Genomic DNA, 16,580 nt, shown 5'->3' with positions numbered 1-16,580 from the left:
GGTGGAATGCACGCTGCTGGCGCTTTTTTCGCTTACTGTGCGGGTTTTTAGCGAAATTCCCACCGCCGTCGCAGTCGTGACAGGGCGGATAGCGATAAAATCATGAATATGGACAATTGGTGTCAATAATACCTTCGGGGAGAACGACGCGTATGGCCGAAACGCAAAACGATCCGCTGCTGCCAGGCTACTCTTTTAACGCCCATCTGGTCACCGGCCTTACGCCGATCGAGGCGCAGGGATACCTGGATTTCTTTATCGACCGCCCGCTGGGCATGAAAGGCTATATCCTCAATCTGACCATTCGCGGCGAGGGTGTTATCAATAACCACGGCGAGCAGTTCGTTTGCCGGCCAGGCGATATGCTGCTGTTCCCGCCGGGGGAGATCCACCACTATGGCCGCCATCCGGACGCCAGCGAGTGGTATCACCAGTGGGTCTACTTCCGGCCGCGCGCCTACTGGCACGAGTGGCTCAACTGGCCGACGATTTTTGCCCAGACCGGCTTTTTCCGCCCGGATGAACAGTGGCAGGCGCGCTTTGGCGAGCTGTTCGGCCAGATCGTCGATGCCGGGCAGGGGGCGGGGCGCTATTCCGAGCTGCTGGCGATTAATCTGCTGGAGCAGCTGCTGCTGCGGCGCATGGAGGCGATCAACGAATCGCTGCATCCGCCGCTGGATAACCGGGTACGCGACGCCTGCCAGTACATCAGCGACCATCTGGCGGACAGCCATTTTGATATTGCCAGCGTCGCCCAGCATGTCTGCCTGTCGCCTTCGCGTCTGTCGCACCTGTTCCGCCAGCAGCTGGGGATCAGCGTGCTCGGCTGGCGGGAAGACCAGCGTATCAGCCAGGCCAAACTGCTGTTGAGTACCACGCGGATGCCGATCGCCACCGTCGGACGCAACGTCGGCTTTGAAGATCAGCTCTATTTTTCGCGCGTATTCAAAAAATGCACCGGCGCCAGCCCGAGCGAATTCCGCGCAGGATGTGAATAAAAAGTAAAGAAAGTGAAATGATGACCCGCTTAAATGTCACAGCCAGTAAACTATTAAGACAATTGGTGGCTTGACGAGGGCGCGATGGCTCCGGAGAATCCGGGCTTCGTTTTTTAACCGGGTACATTATGCAAGCATTGCTGGAACACTTTATCACCCAATCCACGGTCTACTCGTTGTTAGCCGTGATGCTGGTGGCCTTTCTCGAGTCGCTGGCGCTGGTGGGGCTTATCTTACCCGGAACGGTGATGATGGCCGGCCTTGGGGCGCTTATCGGCAGCGGTGAGGTTAACTTCTGGCAGGCGTGGCTGGCGGGGATTGTCGGCTGTCTGCTGGGCGACTGGATCTCATTCTGGCTCGGCTGGCGCTTTAAAAAGCCGCTGCACCGCTGGTCGTTTATGAAGAAAAACCGTGCCCTGTTGGAGAAGACCGAGCATGCGTTGCATCAGCACAGCATGATCACCATTCTGATCGGCCGCTTTGTTGGGCCGACGCGACCGCTGGTGCCGATGGTCGCCGGGATGCTCGATCTGCCGGTGGCGAAGTTTGTGCTACCGAATATTATCGGCTGCCTGCTCTGGCCGCCGCTCTATTTCCTGCCCGGCATTCTCGCCGGGGCGGCGATTGATATTCCGGCCGATGAAAACAGCGCCAGCTTTAAATGGCTGCTGTTGGGGGCGGCGCTGCTGGCCTGGCTGGCAGGGTGGCTGTGCTGGCGGCTGTGGCGGAGCGCGAAAACCTCAGGCGATCGCCTGACCCGCTGGCTGCCGCGCGGCCGACTACTGTGGCTGTCACCGCTGATGGTGGTGGTCGCCGCGACGGCGCTGACTCTGGTCTGCCGCCATCCGCTGATGCCGGTCTATCTGGCGATCCTGCACAAGGTTATTGCGCGCTGATGCCCATCAGATGCGAGGCGCTGCTGTTGCCGCTTAACAGCTCGGCGGTGGCGCCATCCCAGACAATCCGCCCTTCGGCGACCACTATCGAGCGCGGCGCGATGCGCGCGGCATCTTCCACGCTGTGGGAGACCATCAGCAGAGTGAGCTGCTGCTGCTCGCAGACATCGGCGACCAGGGACAGCATCTCCTGACGCAGCGCCGGGTCAAGCGCTGAGAAGGGTTCATCCAGTAACAGCACCGGCTGCTGGCGCACCAGACAGCGGGCCAGCGCCGCGCGCTGCCGCTGACCGCCGGAAAGCTCGCCCGGCAGGCGTTCCAGCAGCGCATCAATTCCCATCTGTCCGGCCATCGCCGCCACCTGCGCCTGCTGCTCGCGGCTCAGTTTCAGGCCCGGGTGGATCCCGAGGCTGATATTCTGCCGAACCGTGAGATGGTTAAACAGGTTATTCTCCTGGAACAGCATCGAGACCGGACGCTGCGCCGGCGGCGTCGCGTTATGCGCCTCGCCATTGATCCGCAGGCTGCCGCTGGCGGGCGGTAGAAAACCGGCGATCAGATTCAGCAGGGTGCTCTTTCCGGCGCCGCTGGGGCCGAGCACCGCGATACGCTCGCCGCGCGCGACGTCGAGGGTAAAACGCATCGGCAGATGCTGGTACAGCCAGGTCACATCATTGAGTTTTAGCATCACGCCCCGGAAGTTTTTCAATCAGCGTAAATAATAAGAAACAGAGCAGCAGCAGGAGTAGGGCGGTGACGGCCCCGTCCTGGCTGCGGTAGGCGCCTATCTGCTGGTAGAGATAGAAAGGCAGGGTGCGGAACGCCTCGTTGCCGAACAGGGCCACCACGCCGAAGTCACCAATCGACAGCACGCAGGCAAAGGCGAGCGCCTGGGCCAGCGGGCGCCGGAGGGCGCGAAGCTCAACCACCCGCAGCCGCGTGAAGCCTTCAATCCCCAACGACTGGCACAGCATACTGTAGCGAGCGGTCACGTCGCGCATCGGGTTTTCCAGCACTTTGAGCGCGTAGGGGATCGCCATCAGGGCATTGGTGAAGATGACGATGCCGTCGGCGGACTCCGGCAGTCCGACGCTGTTACTGAGCAGCAGAAAAAAGCCAGTGGCCAGCACAATCCCCGGCATGGCAAGGATTAACATGCCGCTCAGCTCCATCGCCTGCCCGGCCAGCGGCCGCTGGCGGGCGCGCAGCTCCCGGCTGCTCCACAGCAGCATCATCGTCAGGGTTACGCTCAACAGCCCGGCGGCGATGGCGATGCGCAGAGAGGTACTCAATGCCTGCCAGAGCGCCGGCTGCGCCAGCACGTTCAGCATGTTGCGGTTGATCCCGTCGACGATGACCGCCAGCAGAGGCGGGAGCAGCAGCAGCAGGGCGGCGCCGATCAAGAGTCCGTCGCTCAGGCGGCTGTGCAGACGATCGTCAGGGTCGCGCCAGCCGCGGACATGGCTGACGCCGATAGCCACCGCTTTACTGAGGCGCTGGCTGAGCAGCACCAGCGCGAGGCAGCAAAGCATCTGGATCAGCGCCAGCATTGCCGCTCGCGCCGGATCGTAGTCAAAGCTCAGCGCCTGGTAGATAGCCAGCTCAATCGTGGTGGCCTTCGGGCCGCCGCCCAGCGACAGCACGGTGGCGAAGCTGGCGAAGCAGAGCATAAAAATCAGCGCAGCGACGGCGGGAATGTGCCGGCGCATCCACGGCCATTCGACGAGACGGAAGAAGGCATAGCCGCGCATGCCAAGCTGGGCGGCAATTTGCCGCTGTTCACCAGGGATACTCTCCAGCGCCTGCAGCAGCAGGCGGGTGGCCATCGGCATATTGAAAAAGACGTGCGCCAGCAGGATGCCCTGCAGACCGTAGGGCGAGAAATCCCACTGCCAGCCGAGCGCGTGAAACAGCGAGGCCAGCCAGCCCTGGCGGCCATAGACGCTGAGGATGCCGAACACCGCCACCAGCACCGGCAGGATCAGGGTCATCGCGCACAGGCGCAGCAGCAGTGTGCGGCCCGGGAAGCGACGCCGGTAAAGGGCGCGGGCGAGAAAGATGGCCGGCACCACCGAGAACAGCGCTGACAGCGACGCCTGCCAGAAGGAGAAGCGCACCACGTGCCACAGGTAGCTATCGCTGAAGACCGATTGCCAGCCCGCGCCGGGGGCGCTAAACCACAGCGCCAGAAACGCCGCCAGCGCGACGGCGCAGAGCAGGGTGGCGGCAAAAAGGCCCGGCAATAGCCCGCGAAGGTTTAGCGGCTGACGGCGCGTTGCCATGCGCTAATCCAGGTCTGACGCTCGCTGGCGACCTGCTGCGGGGTAAACGCCAGGGTGGTCTGCGGCTTCACCAGGGTATCAAACCCGGCCGGCAGCGCGACCTGAGTCACCGGATACATCCAGTTCCCGGTGGGGATGGCGTTCTGGAAGCCAGGCGAGACCATAAATTTGAGGAACTTCTCCGCCAGTGCCGGCTGCTTGCTGGCGGCGGTACGCGCGGCAACTTCGACCTGCAGATAATGGCCTTCGGCGAAGCTCGCCGCCGCATAGTTGTCTTTCTTCTCTTCAATAATGTGGTAAGCCGGCGAGGTGGTGTAGCTTAAGACCAGGTCGCTTTCCCCTTTCAGGAACAGACCGTAGGCTTCACTCCAGCCCTTGGTGACGGTGACCGTTTTCGCCGCCAGCTTCTGCCAGGCCTCGGGTGCTTTATCGCCATAGACCTTTTGCATCCACAGCAGCAGGCCCAGCCCCGGGGTACTGGTGCGGGGATCTTCGTAGATGACGCGCCATTTCTGCGGGCTCTCAACCAGCTCTTTCAGGCTTTTCGGCGGGTTAGCCAGTTTATTTTTGTCATAGACGAAGGCGAAATAGCCGTAATCGTAGGGGACAAAGGTGTCATTATCCCATCCGCCTGGCACGCTGACCGCGCTGGCAGGTACGTGGCTTTTGGCGAACAGTTTACTCTGCGCCGCGGCTTCCAGCAGGTTGTTATCCAGGCCAAGCACGATGTCGGCCTTGCTGTTCTTGCCTTCCATGCGCAGGCGATTCAGTAGCGAAACGCCATCTTCCAGGGCGACGAACTTCAGTTCGCAGCCGCAGTCCGCTTCAAAGGCTTTTTTGACCGCCGGGCCGGGGCCCCAGTCGGCAGAGAAGGAGTCATAGGTATAGACGGTGAGGACAGGCTTAGCCAGAGCGGGCATGGCGACCAGCGCCAGCAGCGGGAGTAATTTTTTCAACACTTTGCACCTCAGAAAAAAGGGGTGGCAAAGGATTTTGAGTGAGCCTCAAATCCCTTCGCCGGCGTTATCCGGATCAGGTTCGACGGGTATTTTCTCAGCCCATACGCTTCATCCTTCAAGCCGCATCTGCGTTAGCTTCGCGCGTTCACCCCAGTCACATAGTTATCTATGCTCCAGGGGATTCACCCGCTTGCTGCCTTGATGCAACGTGAATGATATTGCGTATGTTTATTAGCACCCCGTTGAGAACGGCCTTAGTGTAATGATTTTGTCAGATGACGGAAAGCGCTTACGGCTCCGGCGGCGCAAACCACGCGGATTTAAAGTCGAACCAGCCGAGGGTGTTCATCCGTACGCCGCGCATACTGCGCTGCCCCTGAATCATCAGCCAGTGGTGGATCAGCGGCACGATATGTTGCCCGGCCAGCAGCCGCTGGCTCCAGGTGGCCGGATTAAACTCTCCCGCGCGCCAGCGGCAGGCGTCTGCCTGCCAGTCAATGGGGATGCAGCGCTGAATGAGCGGGACTTCGTACAGATAGGCGAAGAGTGAGAATTCGATCGGTAAGGTGAAGTTAACGCTGTTAAGCCAGATATCGCTGACCACCTCGCCGCGATGCCAGGCATCATACTCCAGCTCCTGGATCTCCAGTTTTACCTGATGCGCTGCCAGCAGGTCGCGCATAATCCCGCCGATCACCCGATGTTCGACGTGATCGCGGTAATAGGTGAGGGTGACGGTCTCCAGCCCCGCCGGCTTCTCGCAGGCGTGGTTGCTGGCGTGATGCCAGCGCGGCAGCAGGCCGTAGGCGGGAAACCAGTTGCCCTGGTAGTGTTCGCCCGCATGGTAGAGCAGGTTGGCGGGCTGAAACAGATAGCTTAACCAGCGACGCACCGCGTCGTTGGCCCCCAGCGGGCTTCGCGAGTCGAACAGCAGGTAATAGCAGCCCTCTTCCAGGCGACTCTCCACCGCTTTTTCGCTTTCGGTATTGCCCTGCAGCGTCAGGCCGCCATTGGGCTCTTCACTAATTTCCGGCAGCACCCAGACGTTCACCTCATCGATCAGCGCCCGGTAGCCAAAATAGTCTTCAAAGGCATGGATCTTGAGCTGGTTCTGATTGTTACGCACCACAGCATAAGGGCCGGTGCCGACCGGCATGGAGGAAAAGTGGTTCATGGTCTGCCACTCCTGCGGCAGCACCATCGCCGGCACCTGGCCCAGCAGCCAGGGCAGCCAGCGGTCGGGCTGGCGCAGATGAATATCCAGGGTCCAGGCGGTGGGCGATTCGATGCGTTCGATATGTGAATAGAGCGGCAGGGCATTGCTGCGCTGCAGAGAGGCGATCACATCCGCCATCTCCAGCTCACGGCCGTGGTGAAAATGGATGCCCGGGCGGAGGAAAAAGCGCCAGTGGGTGGGGGTCAGCTGCTGCCAATGGTGGGCAATATCGGCTTCCAGTTCCCCATTTTCCTCATTTACCCGCGTCAGGGCGCTGAAAATTTGCCGGGCAATATGCGTTTCCGAACGCCGCAGCGCACTGCCGGGCAGTAAATTCTTCATCGGACGATAGTAGAGCACGCGCAGGATATGGCGTCCCTGGCGAAAGCTGCGGCCAAGATGAGAGATCAGCATCTGGCGGACGGCGGCCTTATCGCCGACCAGCTGCACCAGCTGATCGATGCGATCCTGCTCGAGGAGATCCTCGGCACGCTGCTGCTGCAGGGCGAGACCGGTATAGAGAAAGGTCAACCGCGAACGCTTGCCGCGGCCTGCTTCCGCCTCCCAGGCCAGCCAGCCGCGGGACTCCATCATATTGAGCAAGGTGCGCATATGGCGGCGCGAGCAGCTCAGCATTTCCGCCAGCTCGTTAAGAGTGGTCTCCTGCGACTTGCCGTCGCAGCACTGCCATAAGCGGATGAACTGTTGTTGCAGACGGCTGGAAGACATAAAAGGGGAACTCCTGCGCAAAACTCAGCAATTTATTACTCCCCATATTAAGCCAATAATGATTCCCGATGAAGCGAGGAGGTGAATATGATGAGGTCAACCGCAAAATCGTTCTACCAGCACTACTTTTCTGCGACGCAGGAAGCGTCCTGGCTGGCCCGCCTGATGGCAGGAAGACAGCAGGAAATTCTGGGAGAACTGATGCAGTGGGGAGTGACGTCAAAGACCTCGGATCATTGACTTGCAGACATCATGTGTGACTGAGTATTGGTGTTATACTCGTCGTCTTTCACGCTGCAGGTGGCCTGGTCGCCTCGCTGTCGATGCGCTCAGGGCCTAACGTTCTGGCCACGCTCATCCTTTCAGGGCCAGCGCAAGCGCTGTGCAAAACGGGTAACCGTTTTGTCCTGCAACATGAAACGCATAGAGTATAGAATCACCCGCCAGCAGAAAGCTTCTGCTGGCTTTTTTCGTTTACTTCGCGTGTGTTAAGGACATTCCATGCTGTGGTTGATGACGATGGGACGACGGCTAAACGGCGTGTATGCCGCCTTTATGCTGGTTGCATTTATGATGGGCGTGGCGGGCGCACTGCAGGCGCCGACGTTGAGTTTATTTCTCAGCCGCGAAGTTGGGGCGCAACCGTTCTGGGTGGGTCTGTTCTACACCGTGAATGCGATAGCCGGGATTCTGGTGAGTCTGGCGCTGGCCAAGCGCTCCGATAGCCGCGGCGATCGGCGGCGATTAATTATGTTCTGCTGCCTGATGGCGGTGGGTAATGCGCTGCTCTTTGCCTTCAACCGCCACTATCTGACGCTGATCACCTGCGGCGTGATGCTGGCGTCCATCGCTAACGCCGCCATGCCGCAGCTCTTTGCTCTGGCGCGAGAGTATGCTGACAGTTCAGCGCGGGAAGTGGTGATGTTCAGCTCGATCATGCGTGCCCAGCTCTCCCTGGCGTGGGTGATCGGTCCGCCGCTGGCCTTTATGCTGGCGCTCAACTACGGCTTCACCACCATGTTCTCTATCGCGGCGGGCATCTTTGTGATTAGCCTGGCGCTGATTGCCATTAAATTGCCCTCGGTTGCGCGTGTGGAACAGCCCTCGGAAGAGGCGCAGGCGCTGGCGCAGGCCGGCGGTTGGCATGACAAAAACGTACGCATGCTGTTTATCGCTTCCACGCTCATGTGGACCTGTAACACCATGTATATCATTGATATGCCGCTGTGGATCAGTAGCGATCTCGGGCTTCCGGACAGTCTGGCCGGGATCTTGATGGGAACTGCCGCCGGACTGGAGATACCGGCGATGATCCTCGCCGGCTACTACGTGAAGCGCTTTGGCAAACGTAAAATGATGGTGGCGGCGGTGGCCGCCGGCGTGCTGTTTTATGCCGGACTGATCCTGTTTCATGGTCGCACGGCGCTGCTGGCTCTGCAGCTGTTCAATGCCATCTTTATCGGCATTATCGCCGGGATAGGCATGCTGTGGTTCCAGGATTTAATGCCGGGACGGGCGGGAGCGGCGACCACCCTGTTCACCAACAGTATTTCCACCGGCGTGATCCTTGCCGGCGTGATGCAGGGGGCGCTGTCCCAGAGCTATGGTCACGCCAGCGTCTACTGGACGATCGCGGCCATTTCGCTGGTGACGCTGTTTTTGACCAGCAAGGTGAAGGATATCTGACTACTCGCCCCGGCATCGCCGGGGCGACCAGGCCTACTTGAGTTCGATACGCTTAATGTCGCCGATGATAAAAATGTAGGCAATCACCCCAATCAGCGCCGTCAGGCCGACGTAGATCAGCGCGTAAAAGAAATTACCCGTGGCGGAAATAATCACACCAATTATCAGTGGTGCGATAATCGAGGCCATATTGGCACAGAAATTAAATATGCCGCCGGTGAGGCCTGCCATATTTTCCGGGGCAATATCCGAAATTAAGGTCCAGCCCAGACCGACCATCCCCTGGCCAAAAAAAGCCACCGACATGATAATAATTACGGTGCTATTGGCGCTTACCCAATTCGCCGCGATAATACAGCTGGACAGCAATAAACCGGAAATTATTGGTAACTTTCGACTGATGTTGACGGAGCCGGTTCGCTTCAACAACCGGTCGGAGATCCAGCCGCCGAAGAGGATGCCAATCGCGGCGGCAAGGAAGGGCCAGGTGGCGAAGAAGCCGACGTGCAGCCATGGAAGATGGCGCTCGTTGGCGAGGTAGCTGGGAAACCACGTCAGGAAAAAGACCAGTGTGGTGTTGCCGGCGAACTGACCCAGGCTGGCGCCGAGGATCTGGCGACAGCCCAGCAGGCGTCTGGCGTCACGCCAGTTAAATGGAACGTTCTGGATTTTATTGTTAATGCCGTTTGCGCCGATATACTCCAGCTCCGCTTGATTAGCCGTGCGCGATTCATGCGGTTCATGATAAAAACGCCACCATGCCAAAGTAAATAAAATACCTAACCCACCGGTAAGAAAAAATAGCGTTCTCCAGCCATGGTGTTCGAGGATTAAAAATAATAACGGTGAGAAGGCCGCCAGTCCTATATATTCACCAACCGTATATGTAGCTGTTGCACGGGCGCGCTCGTGCTGAGGGAACCAGGTACTGACGATGCGACTGTTCGCCGGAAAACAGGGCGCTTCACTGACGCCAAGCCCCAGGCGCAGGAGCAACAAAGATTTAAGGCCGAGGGTGAAACTCTGTAACAGAGTAAACAGTGACCAGAAGAAAATGGCCAGCGTGTAGGTCAACTTGTTACCAAACCGGTCTAAAAACACACCGCCGGGGATCTGCGCCAGAGCATAGGTCCAGGCAAAAGCGGAGAAGATGATCCCCATCATCGCCGGATCGATATGAATTTCTTTGGTTAATTGTGGGGCAACAATACCCAGAATAGTGCGGTCGAGATAATTGATCATCGTTCCGAGAGACAACAGCAGGAGAATAAATATCCGTACGCGGCTTCTTTTTTTTGTCCCCGATGAGGAAGTGAGGACTTCCTGAGAGTTTGACATACTCATAGTGAGTTCCTTTAAAGTTTAAAATATTTTTGCATATATTCGCACATGCAAAAACATCTCCCGGAACCATAGATGTTATCTATGAATGGCAATGCCTTGTTGCACATTCATACGCTTCTCAAAATAATATTTGATGTAACGCCGATATTTACCCGCTCATGCGCATTATTGGCGGCTTGCATGGTATATTAGCGTCAGTGTATTTATTCTTATATTATACGGGTAAAAATAATGAACCTAAAGCAACTTTATTATTTTAAACGTCTGTCTGAAACTGAGCATTACACCGAAGCCGCCTCCAGTCTGTGCATCACCCAGCCCTCGCTAAGCCACGCGATATCGGAGCTGGAGAAGGAGTTAGGGGTCGCGCTATTCGCCAGACAGGGGCGGAACGTAAAAATTACCCAAAACGGCAAGCGTTTTTTGCCGTATGTTGAAGATGCGCTGGCCTCGCTGGAGAACGGACGCATGATATTGCAAAAAAATGGCGCTGAGAATAAAGAGAATATTCGCATCGCCTTTATTTACACGATGGGGGAGTATGTTGTTCCACAGTTAATTAATAAATATTCTCTTTCACCTGAATGTCACAATGTGACTTTTTCTTTTACTCAAGGGACATCGCTGACGCTGTTGCAGGAGCTGAAGGCCGGAAAAGTCGATCTGGCGATCTGCTCTTATATTGCCGATGAACCCGATATCGATTTTATTCCGGTGATCCAGCAGGAACTGGTGGTGGTCACGGCAAAGGATCATCCGCTGGCCCGGCTATATGAACATGAAGTCGATCTGGTGGAGACGATTCATTATCCGTATATCTATTTTTCAGAAAATAGTGGCTTACGTCCGTTTATCGATAATGTATTTATGCAGCAAAAGCTGGTGCCGGAGATCGCCTGCTATGTGGATGAGGATACGGCGATGGCCGGGCTGGTGAGTATTGACTACGGGATCGCGATTATGCCGCGCATCACCGCGCTCTCCTATTACAACGTCCATATCCTGAAGATTAAAAACACCATCCCCCCCCGCTATATCTATCTGGCGACCATGAAAGACAAGGGGCTCTCTCCGGCGCTGGAGTCATTTAAAAATGTGGTTATCCACGACAGCCAGAAGATCTGTTAACGGATGGCCCGGATGTGACCTCCGGGCCATCCGGATATCAGGAGAGAATATCCATCACTTCACGCAGCTTGGCGATGGCGATCTGTCCCGGCGCAGAAGCCTGGCCCACGGTGCCAAAGGTCATGGCTGAGCCAAAAAGACGCCCGGTTACCCGGCTAACGCCGCCCGATTTCCCCATCGACATGGTGATCAGCGGGCGCGTGGCATACTTCTCTTTCATGGTCAGCGTGGCGGCGAGCAGGGTCAGCACATCCTGCGGCGACTGCGGCATCACCGCGATCTTCGGCAGGTCGGCACCCAGCTCCTGCATGCGGCGCAGGCGATAGATGATATCTTCCTGAGCAGGGGTCTTATGGAAATCATGGTTGCTCATGATGACCTTGACGCCCGCGGCATGCGCATCGTCAACCAGCGCGCGGATCTGCGTTTCATCATTGAACAGCTCGATATCGATAACATCAACCAGCCCGCTACGCGCGGCCTCGCGGTTGAGCGCAAAATACGCCTCGTCGCTGATCTCAGTCTCGCCACCTTCTTTCTTACTGCGGAAGGTGAAGAGCAGCGGAAGTGCTTTCAGCGCGTGACGGATTTCCGCCAGCGCAGCCATCACCTGAGCCACTTCTCTGACCTGGGTAAAATGGTCAACGCGCCATTCGATAATATCGGCGCCGGCATCAACCAGACCCTGGGCGTTACGCAGCAGTTCATCCTGCGTTTTGCCGATCAGCGGTACGCAAATTAAGGTTTCCCCTTCCTGGAAGGTGATGTTCTTTACGGTTACTGCATTTGTCATGTAGGTATCCATTATTTTTCGCGTTGAACTTCAGGCGGTGACTGCGGTGCGTGACACTTTTTGCGCCGCCCGAGCCTGCAGTTGACGATAGCCGATGTACAGGGCGATCACAAAGCCGATAACGGCGATCAGAAAATCAAACCACATAATGCTGGCGATACTGATCTGCGAAAGCTTTGCGGTGATCAACGGGATCGTGAAGCTGGCGATACTGCCGGCAGTGTAGAAGATACCGGTTGCTTTGCCTTTTCCGTTCGGGAAGCTCATCGCCATGATTGTCGCACCCAGCTGCAGCACTCCGCCAGCGGCGGCAAAGCCGATGACAAAAGCAAAGCCGGTCACCATCATTGGCGTCGGGAACAGGCACACCAGCAGCAGCGAAATCATCGACAGGCCAGTATAAATAATCATCGCAATGGCCGAGCTAAACACCTCTTTGACGAAGGCGGCAGTTACGAACACGCAAACCAGCGAGCCGACGGTGTAGATGCTAAGCAGTTTAATCGCCGAGGCATAGGGCAGGCCGACCACGAACTGGCCGTACTGCGCCAGCCATTGGCTGACCAGATAGAAGGTCGCCATGCCGATATAACCGTACAGGGTGAAGATCACCATATCCAGCTTATTGGCCTGTGGCCGGGCGGCTGTTTCCGCCTGTGGCTCCGGAGATTCCTCTTTCTTCGCTGCCTGGCTGTCAGGGAACGGCATTTTAAGCAGGTAAATCCCGCTCAGAACAAAGAGTGCCGCTGCAATCACGAACGACCAGCCGAACCACAGATTTGCCCATATCAGGAAGCTGATAATGAACGGCAACAGGAACTGTCCTGCGGAGACAAAGGCTTTGATCAGCACGTTGGCCCGGCTGGCAGAATGCGGGAAAGATTCCATCAGCGCCGGATAGGTACCGGAATCGAGGAAGCTGTTCGCCAGGCCCGCCATAATGCCGAACACGTAAGCCAGATAGATATTTTTGGTCAGCAGGATGCCGACGAAAAAGATCAGATAGCTAAGGATCCCAAGATAGATAAAAGGCTTGCGACCAAAGCGATCCGACAGGAAGCCGGTCACGATGGTTGCCAGTTTGCCGATACCTAGCGAAGAGATCACCACCGATACGCCGGCCGCGTCCGTTCCCCACTGTTCCTGAAGATGGGCCATGTTGAGGGTGATTAACAGCACCCCCATCCCATGAATCAGATAGTTGAGGTACAGCCCTGCCGCAGTAGGGATGTATTTATTTTTCATCGCTTGGCCCTTAGAACAGGATGCTTTTGATGTAATCAACCGGCATCTGTTTACCCGTCCAGATTTCGAACGCGCGCGCGCCTTGCCACAGCATCATGCCCAGACCGTTCAGCGTACGGCAGCCTTTTTTCTCTGCAACTTCCAGCAGGTGGGTTTTACGCGGGTTGTAGACGACATCGGAGACGATCAGGTCCGGGCGCAGGAAGCTGTCATCCGGCAGCAGCATTTGGCCTTCAAACGGCTTCATGCCTACACCGGTAGCATTGGTCAGGATCACACTGCTGTCGATTTCGGCACGCAGCTTGTCATGATCGTCCAGATCGAACAGATGGATCTCGCAGTTAGTGTTGTTGCGGATCTTGGCCACGGTTTCTTCAGCGTTGGCGAAGAATTTATCGCGACGGTTAAAGATAGAGATCGCCTTCACGCCATCCAGTGCCGCCTGGACGCAGAGCGCCGTTGCCGCGCCGCCGGCGCCGAGTACGGTCATCTTCTTGCCGATGATATCGATACCTGCTTCGCTAAGAGCGCGCATGTAGCCGGTGCCATCGGTGATATGCCCGGTCAGTACGCCGTCGTCGTTGACCACGGTATTAACCGCCCCGACCAGCTGCGCCGCCGGCGACAGCTTATCGAGATACTGGCAAATCTCGGTTTTGTTCGGCATAGAGACGTTGAAGCCGCGCAGCTTCATCGCCCGGAAGCCCTGCACCACGTCTTTCAGCTCCTGGTTACCCACTTCAAAAGCGAGGTAGACATAGTCCAGTCCGAGATGGGCAAAAGCCTCGTTGTGCATGGTGGGTGACATGCTGTGGCGAATCGGAGTCGCGATCAGGCCAATCAGTTCAGTGTGTCCAGTAATACGTTCTGCCATGACAAAAATCCTCAATAAGTTAGAAAGGGAATTCGTTGTGCTTCGCGGCTGCCGAGCGCACCCATGTCTTCCAGGGTGTCCAGCACATTGCGGCCTTCGCGGATGCCGTCGATAATGCGCCGTGCCATCAGGCTGTCGCCGATATTCATGATTTTGACGTTATTGGCATTGGCCCAGCGTTCGATCTCGTCGAGACCCGTCCGGTTGGCGCGCATTCCCAGGCAGACAAAGCCGTAGTCGAAGGGGATATCGAAGGTCTGTTGCGCATTTTTCACCTGGAAGTGATCGGCTGCGACCGCCATCAATTGGGTATTCATGTGCTGCTCGACCTGATACTCGTCAAGCATGGTCAACATGGCATTTTTGGTAATGATGTCGAGATCGCGACCTGCGGAATCTTGCATCTCGATTAGCACCGCCTGCGCGCCGCGAGCGGTAAAGTATTCGATAACGTCCAGGCCAACGGCACCTGCGCCGACCACGGCGATGCGTTTACCCTCGATATCGGTAAATTTCGCCAGGTTGTCGATCATGCCGGTAATGGAAAATATCTTGCCGTTCTCGACGTCAATGTTCTCCCGTAATCCTTCGATCGGCGGCAGCAGCGGAGTCGAGCCGGTGGCGTTGACAATCAGATGCGGGCGCAGGGCGGAAACTGAAGCCACGTCGGCCCGTTTGCCGACCTGAAGCATCAGGTTATCCAGCGAGGCGATACGATTTTTCATAAACTGCGGGAAATCAGCGATGCGTTTTTTCTCCGGCAGACGGGAGATTTCGCTGGCGAGGCCGCCGACGTGGTTTTTCGCTTCCAGCAGCCAGGTATGGCAACCGACTTCCGCTGCGGTGCAAGCGGCTTCCATCCCGGCGGTACCGGCGCCGATGACCACCACGTTAGTCTCGCGATTGACGCGGCGCATTTTGTAGGCGTCGCCATGAATGATATCCGGATTAATCGAGCAGCGCAGCGGGCGGGAGCGAGCGATACGATGGTCGGCGCAGCCGATGTTGCAGGATATGCATTTACGCATCAGACGCTCATTACCGCTTTGTACTTTCTGTACCCATTCCGGTTCAGCAATCAGACCGCGGCCAATAGCGATAAGATCGGCATCTCCGCTAGCGAGAATATCCTCGGCCACCAGCGGTGAGCGGATATTGCCGGCGATGACCGTGGGCTTATGGAATTTGTCGCGTACCGCGCGGGAAAGATAGCGCTTCCAGCCATCCTCCAGCGACATCTGATCGATCTGCAGATTCAGGTTGTCGTTCTGTGCCGCAGAGACGTTGATGATATCGACCTTATCCTGACAGAGCTCAAGAATGCGCAGGGAATCTTCGAGGGTATTACCGCCCTTAAGGAAGTCATCGGCGCTGATGCGCAAGCTGACCGGGAAACGCGGCCCGACGCAGGCGCGAACTTTGTCGACAATCAGACTTAATATCCGGGTGCGGTTTTCGACGCTGCCGCCAAATTCATCGGTACGCTTATTAAATAACGGTGATAAAAACTGGCTAATTAAATAGGAGTGGCCGGCATGAATTTCGACGCTGTCGAAGCCCGCACGACGAACGCGTTCTGCGGCATCGCCAAATTTTTCTACCGCGTGATAAATTTCCTCATGGGTCATCGGGCGTGGAATATTACCGTGCTTCTTCGATGGCGTGGTGGAGGAAGAGAGCGGCGTCTGGCCTTCCAGTCGGTAGGCGTAAGCGGAAGCGCCCGCATGATTTAACTGAATGGATACGCAGGCCCCATGTTTATGCAGGGTCTCGGTTAATTTAAACAACCGCGGAATGTATTGATCGTTATCGATACGCAGCTGGGTGGTGCCGTTGGAGGCGAAAGGGAAATCAATACAGATGTTTTCGATGGTGATAAGCCCGGTACCGCCTTTGGCCCGAAGTTCATAGTACTCAAGCTGTTCCTGCGAGACTTCGCCGTTGAGCGTAGCCATATTAGTGCCCATCGGGGGCATAATAATGCGGTTTTTTAACGTCATACCGTTGATGGTCAACGGACTGAAAAGGTGCGGGTAGTGGCTCATCTCTTCTCTCCACAGGAGGCCGGGAGGCCGATATGCGGGGGCCCGGGCGTATCCTTAGTTAATATTTCTCTGTGGGAGAAGATAACGAGGAGAAAAATCGAAAAATAATGCTTTTTTTTGTCCTGAGCTATAGGGGTTCTCTATGGGATTAACGCTTCTTTCACATTGTTATATTTTTATCGTAAATACTCGTGCCTTATTTTTACTTGCAGTGAGGGGATAATACAAAAAACAGCCGGGAAGGAGAGGCAAAAAGCGAAATGATTCGTCTTTATGGCGTATACCAGGTCCGCATTTTGCTCGGGTGATGAAGAAAATAATATTGTTTTTGTGCGTGAGATCTCAGTTTTCTCAGCAATAAAATAAAAGCCCGGTCAAAAGACCG

General features: G+C 56.6%; 14 protein-coding genes and 1 riboswitch. Of the genes, 5 read left to right on the top strand and 9 right to left on the bottom strand.

The window, feature by feature from the left end; translation table 11 throughout:
* Window positions 1-152 precede the first annotated feature (152 nt).
* Window positions 153-998, top strand: a complete 846-nt coding sequence (gene araC, locus ACKLKD_RS14215; protein ID WP_004204301.1) for an arabinose operon transcriptional regulator AraC — start codon at window positions 153-155, stop codon at window positions 996-998.
* Between the two features lie 128 nt (window positions 999-1,126).
* On the top strand, window positions 1,127-1,894 hold the full coding sequence (locus ACKLKD_RS14210; protein WP_008807458.1) for a DedA family protein: 768 nt from the start codon (window positions 1,127-1,129) through the stop codon (window positions 1,892-1,894).
* Here the strand turns inward: ACKLKD_RS14210 and thiQ are convergent.
* The 4 genes from thiQ to sgrR form a co-directional block, all read right to left on the bottom strand.
* Window positions 1,881-2,582, bottom strand: a complete 702-nt coding sequence (thiQ, locus tag ACKLKD_RS14205; RefSeq protein WP_023322058.1) for a thiamine ABC transporter ATP-binding protein ThiQ — start codon at window positions 2,580-2,582, stop codon at window positions 1,881-1,883. The genes ACKLKD_RS14210 and thiQ overlap by 14 nt on opposite strands.
* A complete protein-coding gene (gene thiP, locus ACKLKD_RS14200; protein WP_012968945.1) occupies window positions 2,566-4,176 on the bottom strand; it encodes a thiamine/thiamine pyrophosphate ABC transporter permease ThiP in 1,611 nt (536 codons plus the stop codon). The genes thiQ and thiP overlap by 17 nt, the downstream gene beginning before the upstream one ends.
* Complete coding sequence (gene thiB, locus ACKLKD_RS14195; RefSeq protein WP_012968944.1) at window positions 4,152-5,135, bottom strand: thiamine ABC transporter substrate binding subunit; 984 nt, start codon at window positions 5,133-5,135, stop codon at window positions 4,152-4,154. Before thiB ends, thiP begins: the two co-directional genes overlap by 25 nt.
* A 32-nt stretch (window positions 5,136-5,167) precedes the next feature.
* Window positions 5,168-5,387, bottom strand: a riboswitch (TPP riboswitch).
* A 37-nt stretch (window positions 5,388-5,424) separates the two neighbouring features.
* Window positions 5,425-7,080: an HTH-type transcriptional regulator SgrR gene (gene sgrR, locus ACKLKD_RS14190; RefSeq protein WP_008807454.1), complete on the bottom strand. Its 1,656-nt coding sequence runs from the start codon at window positions 7,078-7,080 to the stop codon at window positions 5,425-5,427.
* 87 nt (window positions 7,081-7,167) lie between these two features.
* On the opposite strand from sgrR, the gene sgrT reads away from it, so the two are divergent.
* Window positions 7,168-7,320, top strand: a complete 153-nt coding sequence (gene sgrT, locus ACKLKD_RS14185) for a glucose uptake inhibitor SgrT (RefSeq protein ID WP_080897862.1) — start codon at window positions 7,168-7,170, stop codon at window positions 7,318-7,320.
* 261 nt (window positions 7,321-7,581) lie between these two features.
* Entirely contained in the window at window positions 7,582-8,766 is a 1,185-nt protein-coding gene (locus tag ACKLKD_RS14180) for a sugar efflux transporter (RefSeq protein ID WP_025711019.1), read from the top strand.
* 33 nt (window positions 8,767-8,799) lie between these two features.
* Here the strand turns inward: ACKLKD_RS14180 and ACKLKD_RS14175 are convergent, their stop codons facing one another.
* A complete protein-coding gene (locus ACKLKD_RS14175; RefSeq protein WP_025711018.1) occupies window positions 8,800-10,110 on the bottom strand; it encodes an MFS transporter in 1,311 nt (436 codons plus the stop codon).
* Window positions 10,111-10,341: 231 nt separating this feature from the next.
* Here ACKLKD_RS14175 and ACKLKD_RS14170 point away from each other — a divergent pair, with 231 nt between their 5' ends.
* On the top strand, window positions 10,342-11,238 hold the full coding sequence (locus ACKLKD_RS14170; RefSeq protein WP_002888455.1) for a LysR family transcriptional regulator: 897 nt from the start codon (window positions 10,342-10,344) through the stop codon (window positions 11,236-11,238).
* Window positions 11,239-11,275: 37 nt separating this feature from the next.
* Here the strand turns inward: ACKLKD_RS14170 and aroD are convergent, their stop codons facing one another.
* From aroD to ACKLKD_RS14150, 4 genes are read right to left on the bottom strand one after another with little or no spacing between them, the layout of a single operon-like run.
* Complete coding sequence (gene aroD / locus ACKLKD_RS14165) at window positions 11,276-12,031, bottom strand: type I 3-dehydroquinate dehydratase (RefSeq protein ID WP_025711016.1); 756 nt, start codon at window positions 12,029-12,031, stop codon at window positions 11,276-11,278.
* A gap of 30 nt (window positions 12,032-12,061) precedes the next feature.
* Window positions 12,062-13,276: an MFS transporter gene (locus ACKLKD_RS14160; RefSeq protein WP_080897861.1), complete on the bottom strand. Its 1,215-nt coding sequence runs from the start codon at window positions 13,274-13,276 to the stop codon at window positions 12,062-12,064.
* A 10-nt stretch (window positions 13,277-13,286) separates the two neighbouring features.
* The gene (locus ACKLKD_RS14155) at window positions 13,287-14,150 is read right to left on the bottom strand and encodes a shikimate dehydrogenase (RefSeq protein ID WP_025711014.1); all 864 of its coding nucleotides are present in this window, start codon (window positions 14,148-14,150) and stop codon (window positions 13,287-13,289) included.
* 11 nt (window positions 14,151-14,161) lie between these two features.
* Window positions 14,162-16,195, bottom strand: a complete 2,034-nt coding sequence (locus ACKLKD_RS14150) for an FAD-dependent oxidoreductase (protein ID WP_080924741.1) — start codon at window positions 16,193-16,195, stop codon at window positions 14,162-14,164.
* Window positions 16,196-16,580: the final 385 nt, after the last annotated feature.

Source organism: Klebsiella sp. 10982 (genome assembly GCF_048589245.1).
Lineage (GTDB): Bacteria > Pseudomonadota > Gammaproteobacteria > Enterobacterales > Enterobacteriaceae > Klebsiella > Klebsiella quasivariicola.
This window is presented reverse-complemented; position numbering and strand designations above follow the sequence as displayed.

Excerpts from the sequence above, each read along its gene's own strand:
- araC (WP_004204301.1), top strand. The coding sequence starts at position 153 with ATGGCCGAAACGCAAAACGATCCGCTGCTGCCAGGCTACTCTTTTAAC.
- ACKLKD_RS14210 (WP_008807458.1), top strand. The coding sequence starts at position 1,127 with ATGCAAGCATTGCTGGAACACTTTATCACCCAATCCACGGTCTACTCG.
- thiQ (WP_023322058.1), bottom strand. The coding sequence starts at position 2,582 with ATGCTAAAACTCAATGATGTGACCTGGCTGTACCAGCATCTGCCGATG.
- thiP (WP_012968945.1), bottom strand. The coding sequence starts at position 4,176 with ATGGCAACGCGCCGTCAGCCGCTAAACCTTCGCGGGCTATTGCCGGGC.
- sgrR (WP_008807454.1), bottom strand. The coding sequence starts at position 7,080 with ATGTCTTCCAGCCGTCTGCAACAACAGTTCATCCGCTTATGGCAGTGC.
- sgrT (WP_080897862.1), top strand. The coding sequence starts at position 7,168 with ATGATGAGGTCAACCGCAAAATCGTTCTACCAGCACTACTTTTCTGCG.
- ACKLKD_RS14180 (WP_025711019.1), top strand. The coding sequence starts at position 7,582 with ATGCTGTGGTTGATGACGATGGGACGACGGCTAAACGGCGTGTATGCC.
- ACKLKD_RS14175 (WP_025711018.1), bottom strand. The coding sequence starts at position 10,110 with ATGAGTATGTCAAACTCTCAGGAAGTCCTCACTTCCTCATCGGGGACA.
- ACKLKD_RS14170 (WP_002888455.1), top strand. The coding sequence starts at position 10,342 with ATGAACCTAAAGCAACTTTATTATTTTAAACGTCTGTCTGAAACTGAG.
- aroD (WP_025711016.1), bottom strand. The coding sequence starts at position 12,031 with ATGACAAATGCAGTAACCGTAAAGAACATCACCTTCCAGGAAGGGGAA.
- ACKLKD_RS14160 (WP_080897861.1), bottom strand. The coding sequence starts at position 13,276 with ATGAAAAATAAATACATCCCTACTGCGGCAGGGCTGTACCTCAACTAT.
- ACKLKD_RS14155 (WP_025711014.1), bottom strand. The coding sequence starts at position 14,150 with ATGGCAGAACGTATTACTGGACACACTGAACTGATTGGCCTGATCGCG.
- ACKLKD_RS14150 (WP_080924741.1), bottom strand. The coding sequence starts at position 16,195 with ATGAGCCACTACCCGCACCTTTTCAGTCCGTTGACCATCAACGGTATG.